This is a genomic window from Phyllobacterium chamaecytisi (genome assembly GCF_020164455.1).
Classification (GTDB): Bacteria; Pseudomonadota; Alphaproteobacteria; order Rhizobiales; family Rhizobiaceae; genus Phyllobacterium; species Phyllobacterium chamaecytisi.
The window spans coordinates 26,078-41,510 of the sequence record NZ_JAIQWW010000009.1 but is presented as its reverse complement, the minus strand read 5'-3'; the positions used below and the strand labels follow the sequence as shown (position 1 = coordinate 41,510).

12 protein-coding genes are annotated in these 15,433 nt (G+C 56.9%); 11 read left to right on the top strand and 1 reads right to left on the bottom strand.

What is annotated here, in order from left to right; genetic code table 11:
- The first annotated feature begins 708 nt into the window (after window positions 1-708).
- The 9 genes from LB462_RS15325 (at window position 709) to LB462_RS15285 (ending at window position 12,177) form a co-directional block, all read left to right on the top strand.
- On the top strand, window positions 709-1,704 hold the full coding sequence (locus tag LB462_RS15325; RefSeq protein WP_224509442.1) for an LLM class flavin-dependent oxidoreductase: 996 nt from the start codon (window positions 709-711) through the stop codon (window positions 1,702-1,704).
- 105 nt (window positions 1,705-1,809) lie between these two features.
- Window positions 1,810-2,367: a GNAT family N-acetyltransferase gene (locus LB462_RS15320; RefSeq protein ID WP_224509439.1), complete on the top strand. Its 558-nt coding sequence runs from the start codon at window positions 1,810-1,812 to the stop codon at window positions 2,365-2,367.
- A gap of 76 nt (window positions 2,368-2,443) precedes the next feature.
- Window positions 2,444-4,075: an ABC transporter substrate-binding protein gene (locus LB462_RS15315; RefSeq protein WP_224509435.1), complete on the top strand. Its 1,632-nt coding sequence runs from the start codon at window positions 2,444-2,446 to the stop codon at window positions 4,073-4,075.
- A gap of 70 nt (window positions 4,076-4,145) precedes the next feature.
- Window positions 4,146-5,765, top strand: a complete 1,620-nt coding sequence (locus tag LB462_RS15310) for an ABC transporter substrate-binding protein (protein ID WP_370637191.1) — start codon at window positions 4,146-4,148, stop codon at window positions 5,763-5,765.
- A 56-nt stretch (window positions 5,766-5,821) separates the two neighbouring features.
- Window positions 5,822-6,823, top strand: a complete 1,002-nt coding sequence (locus LB462_RS15305; protein ID WP_224509429.1) for an ABC transporter permease — start codon at window positions 5,822-5,824, stop codon at window positions 6,821-6,823.
- A 13-nt stretch (window positions 6,824-6,836) separates the two neighbouring features.
- A complete protein-coding gene (locus LB462_RS15300; protein WP_224509425.1) occupies window positions 6,837-7,703 on the top strand; it encodes an ABC transporter permease in 867 nt (288 codons plus the stop codon).
- Entirely contained in the window at window positions 7,700-9,376 is a 1,677-nt protein-coding gene (locus LB462_RS15295; protein ID WP_224509423.1) for a dipeptide ABC transporter ATP-binding protein, read from the top strand. The genes LB462_RS15300 and LB462_RS15295 overlap by 4 nt, the downstream gene beginning before the upstream one ends.
- Before the next feature lie 66 nt (window positions 9,377-9,442).
- Complete coding sequence (locus LB462_RS15290) at window positions 9,443-10,804, top strand: LLM class flavin-dependent oxidoreductase (protein ID WP_224509420.1); 1,362 nt, start codon at window positions 9,443-9,445, stop codon at window positions 10,802-10,804.
- Between the two features lie 47 nt (window positions 10,805-10,851).
- Complete coding sequence (locus LB462_RS15285; RefSeq protein ID WP_224509417.1) at window positions 10,852-12,177, top strand: NtaA/DmoA family FMN-dependent monooxygenase; 1,326 nt, start codon at window positions 10,852-10,854, stop codon at window positions 12,175-12,177.
- 273 nt (window positions 12,178-12,450) lie between these two features.
- Here the strand turns inward: LB462_RS15285 and LB462_RS15280 are convergent, their stop codons facing one another.
- Window positions 12,451-13,104, bottom strand: a complete 654-nt coding sequence (locus LB462_RS15280; protein ID WP_224509414.1) for a nucleoside/nucleotide kinase family protein — start codon at window positions 13,102-13,104, stop codon at window positions 12,451-12,453.
- A 653-nt stretch (window positions 13,105-13,757) separates the two neighbouring features.
- Here LB462_RS15280 and LB462_RS15275 point away from each other — a divergent pair.
- Window positions 13,758-14,051 (top strand): hypothetical protein, encoded by a 294-nt coding sequence (locus LB462_RS15275; RefSeq protein ID WP_224509411.1) that lies wholly within the window; start codon window positions 13,758-13,760, stop codon window positions 14,049-14,051.
- A 371-nt stretch (window positions 14,052-14,422) separates the two neighbouring features.
- On the top strand, window positions 14,423-15,427 hold the full coding sequence (locus LB462_RS15270) for an LLM class flavin-dependent oxidoreductase (protein WP_224509408.1): 1,005 nt from the start codon (window positions 14,423-14,425) through the stop codon (window positions 15,425-15,427).
- The last annotated feature ends 6 nt before the right edge of the window (window positions 15,428-15,433 follow it).

The window sequence follows — 15,433 nt, the reverse complement described above, 5'->3', positions numbered from 1 at the left end:
TGTCCCAGACAATACCAGCAAGACCGCGTCGCAACTGCGAGATGTTCCCGGGCAATGACAATCCCATGCTCGCAAAGAAGACCGCGGATCTGATTGACGAGCCTGACCCGGTCGGCGATCAAACGCTGGCGAATGCGATGGACCGCTTGCACCGCCAATTGATCCGCGGACTTCGGCGGTACAAAGTGCATTGACGACTGACCGACCGCGATGCATTCGAGACGGGCATCGATGCCATGCAGCGCTTCGTCCGAACGCTGAACCGAGATCTCGATGCGTCAGGAATGCAGTTGAGCACCCTTGGAGCAACGGCCAGACTGGCGGGCAGGTCAACAGGTTGAAGACCCTCAAACGTGCAATGTACGGTCGCGCAAGTACTGAACTTCTACGTGCAAGAATGCAGCCGCTCCACGCATCCAGTCACCACACAGATTGAGAAAGATCCAGATATACTGCTGCGAACCCTTCCGAAGGCATCATTAATCTCGCCAAGCACATCGTTCCGTCTTCGAGCCCCACATAAAAGATAGGGAATTACGTTGTCTACAAAATCGTCAAAGCCCCGGGGGCTGTCGTTGAACGTCTGGACAAACGAAAAAACACTTTTCTTCTCCTGCAGGGATTTTAGTAATCCATACCTATGTAAATCCACGGATTTTGTATCGGATGCAGGTCGGCCCCTAGAGGGTGCTGACTTTGGGAAAACCTATGACCTACGCACTGAGCTTGCTCGACAAGAGCCCAATCGACGAGAATGAGACCGCTGCCGCAGCTTTGGACCGCACGGTTACGCTTGTGCAAAAAAGCGAACGGTGGGGCTTTCATCGTTTCTGGGTCGCGGAACATCATAACAATGACAGGTTGGCAAGCTCATCACCAGAGGTGTTGATCGCCCATCTTTTAGCTCACACGTCGCGCATTCGCATAGGGTCTGGGGGCGTTATGCTGCAGCATTACAGCGCCTATAAGGTTGCTGAAAATTTCAACCTTCTTGCAACCTTGGCACCGGGCCGCGTTGACCTTGGCGTTGGAAAGGCACCAGGCGGTCTTCCGTTGTCAACGCATGCCTTGCAGGGCGCCTGTGACCCAATCCGTAAGCCGGGATTTGGCCAGCAGCTCGCGGAACTCGACGGCTTCCTCTCTGTAAAATCCGGTCCGGAGATCGCACTGAAGGCCAACCCTATTCCGGCGATCCCGGTGCAACGCTTTTTGCTGGGCGCCAGTGTCGAAAGCGCCCAGCTTGCCGCTGCTTACGGTTGGGACTTCGTCTATGCCAGCCATCTCAACGGCGACGAGGCTCTTCTGGATCAGGTCTTTACAGCCTACCACGATGCGAGCGGTGGAAATGTACCGCTCCTCGCGATTGGCGTGATCGTCGCAGAGACGCACGCGCAAGCGGAACGCCTTGCTGGTGACTTACGGCGATTCAAAGTGAGTGTTGAACACGGGCAGGGTGTTACCGTCGGCAGCCTTGAACAGGCGGAGGAATATGTCCGGCAAGCGGGGCTTTCCGAATACCGTATAGAGGAACGCATGCCTGGCGTTCTGCGCGGGACGTCCGCGCGGGTTCAACAGGAATTGCATCGCCTGCACCGTCGTTACGGCATTAGCGAATTTATCCTTGATTGCCCCGCTACAGAGAGAAACGCGCGCCTCGCGTCGATCGAGCTTCTGGCTAATGCGCATTTCTCCCTCGCGGCCTGACATGACTGAAACAACGAAGAATATTCATGTCAGCGGCCTTCGACACCCAACGCTCTCGCTGCCTGATTGTAAAGCGCCCCACTACAATGACGGAGACTGGTCTTAATGAGTGGTTCCATTCGTATCGCGACGGCCGCAGATGCCCCGGACCTGCACAGGCTATTGCAAGCGGCATATCAGCCGCTACGCGAGATGAACATCCGCTTCACCGCGATCACGGCCAGTGTCGATCTGGTTCGCGAGAAAATCGACCGGCACACGACCTTCGTGGTCGAGCGAGATGCAATCATCATAGCCACTGTCTCCGTACGCTTTCCCTGGCCGATGGGTGAAAACCATCTGCCAAGCTATCCGTTCCTCCATTGGTTCGCAGTTGCGCCCGAACTCAAGCGGCAATCGATTGGCAGTGCTCTGCTCGATCATGTTGAAATGAATTTCTTGCGCGATCAGATCAAGGCTCCCGCCGTTTATCTGGCGACCGCGACACGTCATCCCTGGCTGATGGGTATCTACGAGCGCCGGGGATATGAGGGTTTCTACAAGCGCAACAAGGACGGCGATGAGATGGTCCTGCTCCGAAAGATCCTCAATCCGCGCATTTACGAAACGCTTGAAGTGGCTGAATACCAGCGCTTCGAGCCTCATCTGGCGCAAGCGCAATGATGAGGCCAGTCCCCCAAACATCCTCCCGCCAGAAGACTGCCCATCAGGCCGATCATGAGATTCAGGAGACTGGGAAGTGGTGACCAGAAGAGGCTTTATCGGCGGTGCGAGTGTCCTGGCAATATCCGCCGTCATCGGTGTGCGAAGCGCACGCGCGCAGGACAGTCTATCGCCCGTCTCGGGAGGGTCGCTGGCTTGGGGTGTGGAGACGGAGCCGAGCACGCTCAATCCTCATTTGAATGGGCAGGCAAAGGCCAAGCTCATCCTGCGTAACGTCTATGAATCCCTGCTCGCGCGAACCGCAGATGGCGGATATGTGCCCTGGCTTGCGACCGATTACACGATATCCGACGAGGGGAAGACTTATACTTTCACGCTGCGCGATGGAGTAGCGTTCAGCGACGGCGAAAAGCTCGATGCCGCTGCAGTCGCCCTGAACTTCAGGAAACTCAAGGAGGCGACCTATTCCGGCAGCATCAGTGCTGGGCACGTGTCCCATGTAGTTGAGGCTCTGGCACCCGATCCGCGCACTGTCGTTCTCAAGCTCGACACCATCTATTCGCCGTTCCTGGATGGCGCGGCTGGTATCGAGATCATTTCGCCAAAAGCCTTCGCCTCGCAACAGTTGAAATCGGGAGGCTCAGAAATCGCGGGTACAGGGCCGTTCATCCTCGAGCGGTACGTAAAGGGACAGGAAATTCGCTTCGTCAAGAACCCGGCCTACAACTGGGCACCCCCAAATGCAGGCCACCAGGGCCCGGCCTATCTTGATGAGATCACCTATCGCTTCCTGCCGGAATCCGCCGTTCGTACCGGTGCGTTGACTTCGGGTCAGGTTGACGTGATCGAAGGCATTTCCGGTAATGATGCGGCTCTTTTTAAGGAAAATCCGGACTTCACCTACCAAAGTGCCATCAACACTGGCACGCCTTACACGCTTTATCTCAATGTCACGCACGGTCCGACCGTAGATGTGAAGGTTCGCAAGGCGGTTCTGGCTGCAATCGATGTCGCCAGGGTGATTGAATCCGTCTACCGCGGCGAACGCACGCGTGCCTGGGGAGTTCTGACACCGGCAGACACGGATTTCTACGATAAGAGCATCGAAGGAAGCTATGGTTTCGATGCGAAGCTTGCCAACCGTTTATTGGACGAAGCTGGCTGGACAGCGCGAGATGCCGACGGCTTGCGGAGCAAAGATGGTCAACGGTTATCTATAGAGATCGTGCAATCTCAGGCCACCTTGCGCGACCAGCGTGACGTGCTCCTTCAAGCGTTGCAAGCACAGGCAAGGCAGAACGCCGGCATCGATCTCGCTCTGAATTATGTTGATGCGGGAACCTATGCCGATCGCCAGAAGAGCGGTCAATATGGCGCCATTCCCAATTCGACCACCACCCAGGAAAACGCGGTAACGATCTACTTTCACTATCTGCCAAGGGATTTGGGGGGGTCGATCAACTACAGCCGGACGGAAGCTCCCGAGGTGCTGGCGTGGCTGAGGGGCGCAGCGTCTACTTTGGATCACAAGGAGCGCTTCGACATCTACAGCAACCTTCAGCGCTTTGCCATTCTTGAGCAGGCCTATGGCCTGCCGCTCTATGTGCCGGAAGACCAGGTCGCAGCTGCGGCAAACGTACATGGGGTGAGGTTCCGCCCGTTCAAACATCTGCCGGAAAATGCCTACAACATTTGGGTGGAGCGATAACCGGCAGATGCGCCGTTTCCTGGGCTGGCCATCAATTCAACATCAGTAATCATGGGGGTTAATTATGAACATGCTTTTCCGCCGATATTCTCTAGGGCTCGCCGCGGCATTCACCGCCGCCCTTTTCGCAGCCGGCGCACATGCTGCCGACACGACTCCAATTGCGGGCGGGACCCTGGTCTGGGGTGTGGAAACCGATCCGGCAACGCTCAATCCGCAACTCAACGGACAGGACAAGACCAAGCTGCTGCTGCGCAATACTTACGAATCTCTGCTCGCACGCACGGCGGACGGCGGCTATGTGCCGTGGCTGGCGAATGAGTACCGGATCTCCGATGACGGAACGACTTACACCTTCACTTTGCGTGACGGCGTGACTTTCACCGATGGCGAGAAGCTCGATGCCGCTGCCATCGTGACCAATTTCACCAGGCTCAAGGATGCCGCCTATTCCGGTAGTGCCAGCGCCGGGCCCGTATCCCGGGTGGCCGACGCCACGGCTCTGGATGCGCATACCGTTGAGCTTAAACTCAGCGAGGTCTATGCGCCATTTCTCGATTTCGCGGCAAGCCTCGAAATCCTCTCGCCCAAGGCTTTTAATTCCGGGCAGCTCAAATCGGGCGGCCCCGAAATCGCCGGTACAGGTCCATTCATTTTGAAGCGCTACGTGAAGGGTCAGGACATCCATTTCGTCAAAAACCCAGCCTATAACTGGGCACCAAAGACCGCAGCTCATCAGGGTCCCGCTTATCTGGATGAAATTACATATCGGTTTCTGCCGGAATCCTCGGTCAGAACAGGCGCATTGAGCTCGGGACAGGTTGATGTGATCGAAGGCATCTCGGGCAACGACGCCGGTCTCTTCAAGGACAATCCTGATTTCACCTATCAGAACGCGCTGAATACCGGGACACCCTATTCGCTGTTTCTGAATACCACCTTCGGCCCGACACAAGATGTCAAAGTGCGCAAGGCGCTGCTTGCTGCTGTTGATGTCGACGCAGTGCTTAAATCCGTCTATCGCGGCGAGCGCACGAGGGCGTGGGGCATCACGTCGCCGATCGACTCCCAGTTCTACGACAAGAGCATCGAAGGCACCTATGGTAACGATCCGAAGCTGGCCAACCAGTTGCTCGATGAAGCGGGATGGAGCGGACGCGATGCCGCAGGTTTCCGTGTCAAGGACGGTAAGCGGCTTTCTGTCGAGATAGTTCAGGCGCAGGCAACTGTCCGCGACCAACGCAACGTGCTGCTGGAATCCGTGCAAGCGCAAGCGCGGCAGAGCGCGGGCATCGATCTTACAATCTCCTATGTAGACGCGGGCACCTACACGGACCGGCGCAAGAGCGGCCAGTTCGGCTCCATCGCGAATTCCAACACGCCGACAGATGCAATCGATATTGAAAATCACTATCTGCCGATCGATCGGGGCGGATCGATCAATTACAGCCGCGCCGCCGCGCCGGACCTCCTGGCCTGGCTAGAAGCCGCTGCCTCGACGCTCGATACCAAAGAGCGCTTCACTCTATACGCAAAGCTGCAGCGCTTCGCCATTCTCGATCAGGCTTACGCGCTGCCGCTCTATGAGCCGGAAGACCAGATCGCCGCCGCGTCCTACGTCAAGGGCATCAATTTTCGGCCATTCAAGCAACTGCCGGAAAGCGCGTACGACATCTGGCGCAGCGAATAACTGACCGAACCGGCCCCTTCCGCCTGGCGTGTGGAAGGATAGAGGAGACAGAGAGAATGGATGTTGAGAATGTAACCGCGCTCCGTCAGGTGCCTGTCTCCCCGGCCTCGCGGCATTTTTCGCTGATGCGTGCCACTTTGCTCTCGCAGGTTCTCGGACGCGTCGGTTCCGGTATCCTGGTGCTATGGGCCGCCATCACGCTAAGCTTCATTAGCCTGCATGTCGCGCCGGGTGACATTGTCAGCCTGCTGATCGGAGAGCAGCTTCGCACGCCGGTGATCGAGGCGGCGATCCGCGCCGAATGGGGGCTCGACGAGCCGCTTTTTTCGCAATATCTCTCCTATCTCTGGCGGGTCCTGCACGGAGATTTCGGCCGCTCTTATATTCTGCAAACCGATGTAGCGACGCTGATCCTGTCCCAGATATTGCCAACACTCAAGCTAACGGCAGCGGCTCTAGTTGTCGCTGTCGTCTTTGCGGTGATCAGCGCAGTGGCCACTGCCGGGCTGCGCTGGCCAAGGCGTATCGCAGGCGCAATGGAACTGGTGCTCGTCTCGACGCCGTCTTTCTGGCTCGGCATCGTCCTGCTTTTCATCTTTTCCTTCACGCTGAAGTTATTTCCGGTGGCCGGAGACAGAACGTTCTCGGCCCTCGTTCTCCCTGCGCTGTCTCTCGGACTTTCGCTCGGTGCCGTCATCGGGCAGGTCCTGCGCGAAGGGCTGGAGCGAGCGCTCGAAGAACCTTTTGCGCTCACCGTTCGAAGTTGGGGCGCTAACGGATTGACACTGCGGCTGCGTCACGGCTTGCGTCATGCGGCACTCCCGGCCGTGACGCTGACCGGCTGGCTGATCGGCAATCTATTGTCCGGCGCCGTCATTACTGAACAGGTCTTTGGCCGGCCGGGTCTTGGAAAGATCACCGTCGATGCCGTGCTCGGCAAGGATTTGCCGGTCGTTCTGGCGGTGGCGATCCTTTCGGCGTTCATCTACGTCGTGCTCAGCACATTGGTGGACATTCTCTATCTTCTGATCGATCCGCGCCTGCGCGCGCGGACATAAGAAGGAAGCTGACATGAGTGTCTCGCCGACAGTTTCACGCGCGTCGGGCATCCGGCATCTCCTTCTCATGGCCTTTCGCCGTCCGGGCCTGCTGGCTGCTGTAGCCTTCCTTCTGGCCGTCGCGATCGGAACGGCCTGGCCGCAGTTCCTGAGCGCCTACGATCCAATCGCAGCCGACCCTTTGCAGGCTCAGTTGCCTCCCGGCGCCGCGCATTGGTTCGGCACCGATCAACTCGGCCGCGATGTCTTTTCGCGTGTCGTCCATGGCGCCCGCTATTCGATCCTGATCGGTGTCAGCGCCGTGGTGATCGCGGCGGTCGTGGGTTCGATTCTTGGCCTGTTCGCCGGGCTCGCCCGCGGAGTCATCGACGAGGCGATCACGCGGTTTCTCGATGTCGTTTCCGCTTTTCCCGACCTGCTGCTGGCGCTGGTGCTGATTTCCTTCACGGGTCCGGGAACCGTCAACTTGATTTTTGCGCTCGGCGTCGCGTCCATTCCACGGTTTGCAAGGGTGGTGCGCGCCCAGACTTTCGTAATCGCCGAGTCGGGCTATGTCGAGCAAGCAAAGACGTTCGGCCTTACGAAGGCAGTTCTCGTGCTGCGCCATATCCTGCCTCATGCGATGGCACAGGTGCCGATTCTCGCCACCATCGGCCTCGGCACCGCCATCATCGGCGCTGCGGGTCTGAGTTTTCTGGGCATGGGCCCACAACCACCCATCCCGGAATGGGGCGCCATGCTGGCAGAGGGCCGGAATTATCTGCGTGTCGCCTGGTGGATTGGGGTCTGGCCCGGCGTCGCCATCACGTTGACGGTGATTTCCGTGAGCGTGCTTGGTCGCCATTGGCAGGCCTCATTCGAAGGCAGGAGGCAAGGATGACACCACTCATTCATATCCGCAACCTCGCCATCGGTTTCCCGAAGGCTGGCGAGCCCAACACCGTAGTCCGCGGCCTTGATCTTACCATTCATCGTGGTGAGTCGGTTGCACTGGTTGGCGAATCCGGTTCCGGCAAGTCGGTAACGGCCCGCTCGCTTGTCGGACTAACTGGGACCGGCGCAAAACTGACCGCCGATGTTTTCGATATCGATGGAGAAAATGCACTCGATTTCCACGAGCGGAGCTGGCGGCAGCTGCGAGGTAACAAGATCGGCTTCGTGCTGCAGGACGCGCTGGTTTCGCTGGACCCGCTGCGGCGCATCAGTCAGCAATTGTCGGATGCGCTTGGGGACGGAAGCTTCTTCAGGCGTCAGGACCGGCACGGTGAAAGCCTGACGTTGCTGAATTCGGTCGGCATTCCTGATCCTGCACGCCGCCTGACGCAATACCCCCATCAGCTTTCGGGGGGCTTGCGTCAGCGCGCGCTCATCGCGACAGCGATTGCCCGGGGGCCGGCACTTGTTATTGCTGACGAGCCGACGACAGCGCTCGATGCAACCGTACAGAAACAAATTCTCGATTTGTTGGCGGAGCGGCGGCGCGCCGGAAACACGTTGCTGCTGATCAGCCATGACCTCGCCATCGTCTCTCGGCTGGCGGATCGCGTGCTGGTGATGCGAAATGGCCAAGTTGTTGAGCAGGGCCCTACGGCTGAAATCCTTTCGGCGCCAAGCCATCCCTATACACGTCAATTACTGGACGCGATCCCCTCGGCAAGCTCCCGGGGTTATCGGTTGTCGCCAGCGGGTCACGAGGCGCGGATAACGGCTGCCACTACACAAGTTCCAGCAACGGCAAAGAGTGCTGAACGGCGGAGACTTCTCCTGCCGCCAAAATCGATCGATCCGCAGCGGAAAGTGCTCACGGTCGACCATCTGTTCAAGCGCTATGGCAGTGGCGCCGCATCGTCACTGGTCGTCAACGATGTTTCGTTCAAACTGGCCGCGGGCGAATCCCTTGGAATTGTCGGTGAGTCGGGGTCTGGGAAGACAACAGTTGCGAGAATCGTGCTTGGCCTCGTCGCGCCCGACGCGGGCAGGGTGCTTATAGACGGGCGACCCTGGAGCCAACTGACCGAGGCGCAACGACGAACACATCGTGCCGGGATCCAGCTGATTGCCCAAGATGCGCTAAGTTCTTTTGATCCCAGATACACGGTCGAAAGGATCGTCGGTGAAAGTTTGGACTCGGTCGCTATCTTTGGTGCAGAGCGCAAGCGCAGGGTTTTAGAGGTCCTCGACGCGGTGCGCCTTGGTCCTGCATTTCTGACCCGCCATCCGCGCGAGCTTTCAGGTGGGCAAAGGCAAAGGATCGCTATCGCCCGTGCCTTTGCACCGCGTCCGAAATTACTCGTTGCCGACGAGCCTGTGAGCGCACTTGACGTTTCCATACAGGCGCAAGTGCTTGATCTGCTCGCAGAGCTTCAGGCAGCGTCCGGCACATCACTCCTTTTCATCTCGCATGATCTCGGCGTGGTCCACCACCTTACCGACCGCGTCGTGGTGATGAAGGAGGGGCGGATCGTTGAGACCGGAAATGTCAGCGCGGTCTTTGCGGCGCCGCGCCATAGTTACACGCAGGCCCTTCTGGAGGCCATTCCCACCCTTGCCTGATGCGTGTTGCATCGCAAGAGGTCGGGCATCCGGCATGACATTTATGATGATCACAGGAGTTCATGGATGAGCAATTGGAAAAACACAACGGGCAACCGGCAGATCAAGCTCGGCGCAATTATTCAAGGGCCGTCCGGCAACATGGCGGCGTGGCGTCACAAAGATGCTGTAGCCGATGCGAGTATCAATTTCGGCTATTGCAAGGCGCTCGCTAGGAAGGCCGAGGACGGAAAGTTCGACTTTCTGTTCGTCGCGGATGGCCTTTATATCAACCACAAGTCCATTCCACATTTCCTCAACCGTTTCGAGCCATTGACGCTCCTGTCAGGACTGGCGGCAGTAACCTCGCATATAGGGTTGGTTGCCACGCTTTCGACTTCCTATAGCGATCCCTTCACCGTTGCACGTCAGTTTTCGAGCCTGGATCATGTCAGCGAGGGAAGAGCAGGGTGGAACGTCGTTACCTCTCCACTCGAAGGCTCGGCGAAGAATTTTTCGCGCGCCGAACATCCCGAACACGGCAAACGTTATCGTATTGCCAAGGAATTCCTTGAGGTCACCAAGGGCCTGTGGGATTCCTGGGAAGACGACGCCTTTGTGCGGGACAAGGATTCCGGCGTCTTCTTCGACCCGGAAAAGCTGCATACGCTTCATCACCGCGGCGAATACTTTTCCGTCGAAGGTCCTTTGAATGTTGGCCGCTCAGCGCAGGGCCGCCCCATCGTCTTCCAGGCCGGTGCATCAGAAGATGGCAAGTGGCTCGCATCGGCAGAGGCTGACGCGATCTATACCCGCCAGGAGACGATCGAACTGGCGTGCGAATTCTATCAGGATGTAAAAAAGCGGCTGCGCGAAAACGGCCGCCGCGAGGACGACCTGCTTCTCTTTCAGGGCATCAGTGTCATCATCGGTGATAGCCAGGAGGATGCGGAACGCAAATACTGGGAAACGGCGGAACTGGTGACGATCGAGAACGCTCTCGACTACCTCGGGCGGTATTTCGAGCACTACGATTTCTCGCAGCATCCGCTGGACGAGCCTTTTCCGGATATTGGCGATCTGGGACAGAACAGTTTCCGCAGTACGACGGATACGATCAAGCACAATGCCCGGGAACTGGGCCTCACGCTGCGTCAGGTTGCTCTGCAGGCGACAACGCCGCTTCCGACGTTCCTGGGTACTGCCGAGACCGTTGCTGACGGGTTGCAACAATGGTTTGAAGCCGGCGCTGCCGACGGCTTCATTTTGAGGGGCGGTACGCCAACTGCCTTTGACGACTTCGTCGACGAGGTGATCCCGATCTTGCAGGCACGTCATTTATTCCGCGACGATTACGACGGAAAAACCCTGCGCGACCATCTCGGATTACCATTCCCCATTAATCGTTATGCAGCATCGGGCGCAGAAGCGCTCGCGCGTGCGGGTTGAGAGATTGGCGAAATCCAAACCATCATAATGAAACAAGGAGTTTAGCCATGACCATTCCCCGCCCACGCCGCTTGAAAACATTGGTCGGCGCCGGCAACTTCGTGTTCGCCTCCAACGACCCCGATCAAACAACCGGTCCGCGCCGTGCGGTAGAGCTCGCACGCAGGGCCGAAGCGGAAAAGATAACCGGTCTATTTACCGCCGACTTGCTGCAGGCCGACCCGGCAGGCCTGGCGGGGACAACCGGCACGCAGGAGCCGATTGTTGCCCTTGCCGCGCTGAGCCAGGTAACCTCGCACATAGGCCTCGTGGCGACTGTATCGACCACCTATCATCATCCATACAACCTGGCTCGCCTGATTGGAACACTGGATCATGCAAGTGGCGGCCGTGCGGCATGGAACGCGGTAACGTCTTCCGTCGGCGAGGAGAACTTTGGTGGTGACGCACTGCCTGATCCTGCGAAGCGCTATGCACGAGCCGCTGAATTCATCGAGGTGATCAATGCGCTTTTTGAGGCCAATGATGATCACGCCGCCTTTAGAGGTTCGAGCGGATCGATTGGTGTCGATCCGGCCAAGCTGCACCGCATTGATTATCGCGGCGAGCATTTCCAGGTTCAGGGTCCGCTGAACGTCCCGCCGCCACCGCAGGGCAGGCCGGTGCAATTTCAGGCGGGCCAGTCCACAGAAGGTGTTACGTTGGGTGCACGCTATGCTGAGGTGGTCTATACGTCGCAACCCACACTTGAAGCCGCCGTCAGCTTCGTCGGGGAACTGCGCCGTCAGGCACGCAGCTTTGGTCGCGGTAACAATCTTCCGCTGGTGATGAATTCCTTCCACGCCCTCATCGGCGAGACGGAGGCCGATGTCGCGCGACGGCTTCGGGAAAAGCATGAAAAGATCGACTATGAACAGGGCCGTCTAAAGCTTGCTGACATGCTTGGCGGAGATATTGATCTGTCGGATCTGCCACTCGATAAGCGCCTGCCGGAAGGATTGGTTCCTGAGGTCGACAGCGTTAATCGCCGCCGCGGCCGGGTCGAGATATTCCGGCGCTATGCAAAAAGCGGCCTGAGCCTTCGCGAACTGATCATCCAGGCTCAGGAAACCGGCCATTGGTCAATCGCCGGCACACCGGTGCAGCTGGCAGACGCTCTCGAAGAACGATTTCGTGCCGACGCACTGGATGTCATTTCTCTACACGGGCTCGGCAATCCGGACCAAGAAGGCTTGCTATTGAACGGTCTTCTTCCCGAGTTGCGCAAGCGCTCGCTCATCGATGAGGAATACCTCGAAGGCGGCTTCCGGGCCAATCTCGGCTTGCCCAGCCTCGCTTGCCTCAGTCAGGAACGCCAGTCCGGGGTTGGGTGAGCATTTGTGTAAAGTGGAAAGCGATGAGCTTTGACCGGTATGTCCATCCTGACGATCAATGCGGAGCCAATCAAAGTGACATCGAACGACGTAGGTGGGGATGACGCCGCACTTAAGGCAATTTCGTGGCACTCTGAGTTTATGATGATCGCTATCGCCGTCCGCACCAAGGCACGGGCGCACCGGCGCTGGCGACGCAAGCATATCGTGATTGGGAATAGGTTTCGTCACCCCAGATCGAGTAGCAAAAGCGGAACCTTATCGGACGGCTGATTAGCTTGCAGAGAGCCGCTGGGGTAAAATCCGAGGGGCTTTGAAATCGGCGTTGTCGATCAGAATTGTGGCGCGATCACGGGGGTTGCACTGCCGCAGATACATCCGTTGTCCTTCTAAATAGCGGGCATTCTCGGGAGCAAAAGGATCGACATTCGAACCATCCCTAGCCGCCATTCGACTATAGGAAATGACAAAAGGAACATCGAGAAAAAGGCTCAAATCCCAGCAATCGATGAGTTCGTTACGATGAAGAAATATTCCGTCGACGAGCAATATGGATCGTTGGTACGGTTTCGCCACGGCGGATACTTTTTGGTTTGTCCTATGGTTAAAGCCAGCGGTCTGAACAATGTGCGCCCCTGTTCGAAACGGTATAAGCAAATCACGCCTGAACATGTCGTAGTCGTAGGAGTCAAGAAAATAGCCCTCTGGACTATTTCTGCCTCGCAAATACCGGATGTCCTTCGGATGGTGGAACCCGTCTATGCTTGCCTGAATAACGGGCTGTCCAAGCGCTCTAATAACTGTAGCCAGTTCGTCTGCAAATGTCGTCTTTCCGGCGCCATCGACACCATCGATCGCCACAACGATGCGATCGTTCCCAAGCACCATTGCCTTGCATGCTATCTGTTCCAGAAGCCGGTCTCTCACGACAGCCTGCTTCACAGGAGCAGGTCAAATTCGGATGATGCAAGGGTTGTGATCATTGAAGGCGCTTTCATATCGCCTATATCCGATACCAACATCGACATGGGCTTGCCTAGGCACATTGAGATAGATTGTCAAATTTGCGCCGCATTCAATTTCTCGAAGAAGCATCCCAAAGCATGCATCCAATACTTAAACCAGTACATTGGCCATCAATACGGCAAACCCAAATCCGATAGTCAGGACAATTAAATATTTGATGGGGCACGAGTGACATGACCAAGCTGCATCATCATCTTCACTCAGATCGTCGTACGCGGAGAAGTGGTTCATGCGCCGGTTCCGTTGCTGTGGGGAAGTTGCCTCTAAATCCGGCGTCAATCATCAGGTCGCAAGATGGTTGTGACGAGCGAAATACTTTCAATGTTGAACATGTAGATAAAATATCTTTGCAATTTAGACACTTAGAGCAGCTGCTTGTGGTTGGACAGCTTTGCGCATCCACTGCTACAGATTCGGGTGGCATGTTTTCCACCAGTCAGATCCCCTTAGAATTGAATGATTGGGAATTTCGGCGGGCCGCGCTGGGGAGGAACGCGACGGGCGCAAGATTGAACTGAGTTGGGCCAGGTTAGCTACCGGCCCGCGAAAGAAGGATGATCCGGATGTCGAAAACAAATACCCATAAGCAGCAACTGCGGGAGGTACTTGAGCAGGATCCTGATCACCCGGTCGAAATTGCCTTGCGCAAGGCAAGAACCCTAGGCCAGCTGGAGCGCCTGGCCGGCATTGAAACGCAGCAAGAGCGAGCTGCCTTCTGGCTTCAATTCGCTTCTCTAAGAAACAGGGCGTCATTCGCCGGCAAGGCCGAACTGAAACGAATTATCCGCAACAAGGCAAGGTCTGAGGACTATCAAGCGACGTTGCCGCCGAAGCGTCAGTATGGATAAGGCGAGTCTGCTCGCGTTCTAGATCCAAGACAGATCCGCTTGGAATATCTTAGTTGCAACTGTATTCAGATACATGGCGATCACCCAAAACGTTACATAATAAAGGGCGCGCAGGGAAGCCGTTAGCCTTACATTCTGGAATCCGGATGGTACAACGCTAGATGCTTGCGGTAGCGCCCCGTTTTCGGATTTGACTGACGCTGCAAAGCAGCAGGAAGATCTTTGAGTGATATATTTCTGAGGTTCGTCAGAATTTTAGCAAGGCTTTCTTTGACGATAAGCCCAATACGGGAAAATCTGGGTGCCTCTGACACGAGGCGTTCATCCCATCGCGATTGAGCGCTTTCATTTTACGGAGGCGATTTCTCAAAATGGGTTATGCACTCAGTCTGCTCGACAAGAGTCCGATTTTTGACGGCGAAACAGCGGGTGTTGCGTTAAAGCGCACGGTGGCACTCGCTAAACAGGCCGAAAAATGGGGTTTTCACCGGTTCTGGGTAGCCGAGCACCACGATACATCAGGCGTTGCGAGTTCGTCACCTGAGGTGTTGATCGCTTTTCTGGCGGCAAATACATCGCGCATCCGTATTGGATCTGGCGGGGTGATGCTGCAGCATTATAGCCCCTACAAAGTCGCGGAAAATTTCAATGTTCTGGCAGCTCTTGCCCCTGACCGGATTGATCTCGGTGTCGGGAAAGCACCTGGCGGCTTGCCATTTTCGACCCGTGCTCTGCAAGGACTGCTCGCACGCCCGGAAAAGCCGGATTTTGCCGCCCAGCTTGCGCAGCTTAGTGCATTTCTGGACGATACCCTGCCATCGGTTCATCCGCTCGCCGGCGTGAAAGCTACCCCAGTGCCTGCTGTTTCGACCCAGCGTTTCCTGCTTGGAGCGAGTGTCGACAGTGCTGAACTTGCCGCGGCACAGGGATGGGCCTTCGTGTTCGCCAGCCATCTCAACGGTGATGAAGAAGTCTTAAGGCAGACACTGGATGCCTACAGAAAGAAAGCACCTGACCGCAGACCCATTCTTGCTGTCGGTGTGGTGGCCGCGGAAACGGACACTGAGGCAGAACGGCTTGCAGGCAATCTTGAGCATTTCAAGGTTCATGTGAATGGTGGGCAGAGCGTGACAGTTGGCAGCGTCGAGCAGGCCAAGGAATATGCCCGGCAGGCCGGAGCGCGCGATTACCGCATTGAGAAGAAGATTCCCAACGTCATTCGCGGTTCTGCACGCAAAGTCATTGCTGACCTTGACCACCTGCACGAGCGCTACGGCATCAGTGAATTCATCATCGACACACCAATCAACGATGCGGCGCAACGTCTCGCGTCGATCGAACTTCTGGCGCAGGCCCGATATGCGGTCGCCGCGTAAAATGGA

Coding starts and splice junctions, on each gene's coding strand:
- LB462_RS15325 (WP_224509442.1), top strand. CDS start 709: ATGACCTACGCACTGAGCTTGCTCGACAAGAGCCCAATCGACGAGAAT.
- LB462_RS15320 (WP_224509439.1), top strand. CDS start 1,810: ATGAGTGGTTCCATTCGTATCGCGACGGCCGCAGATGCCCCGGACCTG.
- LB462_RS15310 (WP_370637191.1), top strand. CDS start 4,146: ATGCTTTTCCGCCGATATTCTCTAGGGCTCGCCGCGGCATTCACCGCC.
- LB462_RS15305 (WP_224509429.1), top strand. CDS start 5,822: ATGGATGTTGAGAATGTAACCGCGCTCCGTCAGGTGCCTGTCTCCCCG.
- LB462_RS15300 (WP_224509425.1), top strand. CDS start 6,837: ATGAGTGTCTCGCCGACAGTTTCACGCGCGTCGGGCATCCGGCATCTC.
- LB462_RS15295 (WP_224509423.1), top strand. CDS start 7,700: ATGACACCACTCATTCATATCCGCAACCTCGCCATCGGTTTCCCGAAG.
- LB462_RS15290 (WP_224509420.1), top strand. CDS start 9,443: ATGAGCAATTGGAAAAACACAACGGGCAACCGGCAGATCAAGCTCGGC.
- LB462_RS15285 (WP_224509417.1), top strand. CDS start 10,852: ATGACCATTCCCCGCCCACGCCGCTTGAAAACATTGGTCGGCGCCGGC.
- LB462_RS15275 (WP_224509411.1), top strand. CDS start 13,758: ATGATCCGGATGTCGAAAACAAATACCCATAAGCAGCAACTGCGGGAG.
- LB462_RS15270 (WP_224509408.1), top strand. CDS start 14,423: ATGGGTTATGCACTCAGTCTGCTCGACAAGAGTCCGATTTTTGACGGC.